Origin of the sequence: Verminephrobacter aporrectodeae subsp. tuberculatae At4 (genome assembly GCF_000193225.1) — a bacterium.
In the GTDB taxonomy this organism is placed as follows: domain Bacteria; phylum Pseudomonadota; class Gammaproteobacteria; order Burkholderiales; family Burkholderiaceae_C; genus Acidovorax; species Acidovorax aporrectodeae.
Window position 1 is genome coordinate 1 of sequence record NZ_AFAL01000124.1, and the last position, 2536, is coordinate 2536.

Consider the following 2536-nt stretch of genomic DNA (forward strand, 5'->3'; position numbering starts at 1 on the left):
GTTCCAGCCCATTTGGGGGACCTTGTAGCGGCTGCCGTCGGACTGCGTCCTGCCCGCCAGATCGAAGCGCAGCACGGTGCCGGGGATCAGCCCGAGGCCGGGCGTGTCGCCCTCGGTGCTGTGGTCGAGCAGCATCTGCATGCCCACGCAGACGCCAAACAGGGGCTTGGCGGCGGCGGCTTCGAGCACCGATTCCTGCAGCCCCGAGCTGCGCAGCTCGTGCATGCAGTCGGGCATCGCGCCCTGGCCCGGCAGCACGATGCGCTGCGCTGCGCGCACCTCCTCGGGGTGCTGCGTGACCACCACGCTCCAGCCGCTGCCCTGGGCCGCAGCCCGCACGGCCTGCGACACCGAGCGCAGATTGCCCATGCCGTAATCCACCACGGCGACGGTTTTTGCTCCTGCATTCATAGCAAACAGGGTATGTGGATTCAGCGCATCCGACCGATTTGGTTCAAAACTCTACAGACAGCCCTTGGTCGATGCAATCGCGTCCGCCGAACGCGGGTCGCGCTCGAGCGCCGCACGCAGCGCACGGGCAAAGGCCTTGAACACGGTCTCGCACTGGTGGTGCGCGTTCACGCCCCGCAGGTTGTCGATATGCAGCGTGACGCCCGCGTGGTTCACGAAGCCTTGGAAAAATTCGCCGGCAAGCTGGGTGTCGAAGTCACCGATGCGGCCCGCGGTGAACGGAACATGCAGTTGCAGCCCCGGGCGGCCCGAGAAGTCGACCACCACGCGCGAGAGCGCCTCGTCGAGCGGCACGTAGGCATGGCCGTAGCGGCGGATCCCCCGCTTGTCGCCCACGGCCCGCGCCAGCGCCTGGCCCAGCGTGATTCCCACGTCTTCCACCGTGTGGTGGCCGTCGATGTGCAGGTCGCCCGCGCAGTTGATCTCCAGGTCGATCAGCCCGTGGCGCGCAAGCTGTTCGAGCATATGGTCAAAGAAACCGATTCCCGTGTGCAGCCTGGCCTGGCCCGTTCCATCGAGGTTCAGGCGCACGCTGATGCGCGTTTCGGCGGTATTGCGGCTGACTTCGGCAATGCGCTCGGGAAGGTCTGGCATGGGGGCGGCGGGCATATTCGAGGGTGGAACCGGGTCTGGAGCTTGATGGACTTGTGCGCGGCAGCGCCTTGGGGAGACTGCCCGCCCGGTTCCGGATTCATCCCGGCACCAGGCAATCCCCGAGTGCGGCGAGCATCTGCGCGTTTTCCTCGGCCTGCCCCACCGTCAGGCGCAGGCAGTTGGTCAGAAGCGGGTGCATTGTAGAGACGTTTTTCACCAGGACACCGCGGGTTTTCATGCCCGCGTGGACCCGGGCGGAATCGGCGACGCGCACGAGCACCATGTTGGCCTGGCTGTCCCAGCATTTTTCGACGCCGGGCATGCGGCGCAGCGCATGCACCAGCAGTTCGCGCTGCGCGCGCAGCTCGGCGGCCTGGGCGGCAAACACCGGGGCGTGTTCGAGCGCGAACAGCGCGGCCTCGCAATTGAGCACGCTCACGTTGTAGGGCGGGCGCAGCTTGTCGATTTCGCCGACGAGCGCTGCCGGGCCGATCAGGTAGCCCAGGCGCACGCCGGCCAGGCCGAACTTGCTGAGCGTGCGCATCAGCAGCACATGGGCGTTGCGCGCGGGTTCGGCGCGCAGGCGGTCGATCCAGCTGCGGCTGGCAAAGGGCTGGTAGGCCTCGTCGAACACCACGATGCCGCCCTGCGCGCCGGCGGCGTCGACGATGCGCTGCACCGCGCCCTCGTCCCACAGCGTGGCCGTGGGGTTGTTCGGGTAGGCGATGAAGGTCAGGGCGGGCCGGTGCTGCGCGATGGCGGCGAGCATCGCGGGCACGTCGAGGTCGAAGTCGGCCGTGAGCGGCACGCCCACGAAGTCCAGCCCCTGCAACTGCGCGCTCGTGGCGTACATCACGAAGCCGGGCGTCGGCGCGAGCAGGCATGCGCGCTCGGCCGTGCCAAGCCGGGTGCAGGCCAGGGCGATCAGCGTGACGAGCTCGTCCGAGCCGTTGCCGAGCACGATGCCGCAGCCCTCGGGCAGGCCGGCGTGGCGCGCGAGCGCGGCCTTGAGCGCGGCGAAGTGTTCCTCGTTCGGGTAGCGGTTCAGCGCGAGCGCGCCCAGCCGCTGGCCCAGCGCGGCCTGCAATTGCGCGGGCAGGCGAAACGGGTTCTCCATCGCGTCCATCTTGAGCATTCCCGCCGCCGGCTGCACCTGGTACGCGCGCATGGCGCGCACGTCGGGGCGGATGCGGTCCAGGGCCGCGGGGGCGTTCGGGGTGGCAGCGGCGGAGGCGGGCATGGGGCGGGCGGGTGGACGGGGTGGGCGCGTCCCGGTCGTTCGGGCCGCAGTGGCTCCGTGCATTCTGGCATACGCCCGGAGCCTTGAACGCCCCCTCAGGCGGCGAGCAGCGGCGGTGAGCGCAGCATGCCGCAGGCCAGCTCGCCCACGGTGCGCAGCGCCGCCCAGTGCGCCGGCGACCAGTCGCCGACGCCGATGCGCAGGCAGTTGCGAAAACGCCCGCTGGCGCTG

At 69.7% G+C, this 2536-nt stretch carries 3 protein-coding genes; all 3 read right to left on the minus strand.

Annotation, left to right across the window (positions count from 1 at the left end; genetic code table 11):
• The coding region (hisH, locus tag VTU_RS0104765; protein ID WP_010101373.1) for an imidazole glycerol phosphate synthase subunit HisH at positions 1 to 411 on the minus strand (411 nt) is incomplete at its 3' end.
• 51 nt (positions 412 to 462) lie between these two features.
• Positions 463 to 1065, minus strand: a complete 603-nt coding sequence (gene hisB / locus VTU_RS0104770) for an imidazoleglycerol-phosphate dehydratase HisB (RefSeq protein ID WP_010101374.1) — start codon at positions 1063 to 1065, stop codon at positions 463 to 465.
• Between the two features lie 97 nt (positions 1066 to 1162).
• Positions 1163 to 2305 (minus strand): pyridoxal phosphate-dependent aminotransferase, encoded by a 1143-nt coding sequence (locus VTU_RS0104775; RefSeq protein WP_010101377.1) that lies wholly within the window; start codon positions 2303 to 2305, stop codon positions 1163 to 1165.
• Positions 2306 to 2536 lie beyond the last annotated feature (231 nt).

What these genes read in the sequence shown, in the direction of transcription:
- hisB (WP_010101374.1), bottom strand. Translation starts at nt 1,065, where the DNA reads ATGCCAGACCTTCCCGAGCGCATTGCCGAAGTCAGCCGCAATACCGCC.
- VTU_RS0104775 (WP_010101377.1), bottom strand. Translation starts at nt 2,305, where the DNA reads ATGCCCGCCTCCGCCGCTGCCACCCCGAACGCCCCCGCGGCCCTGGAC.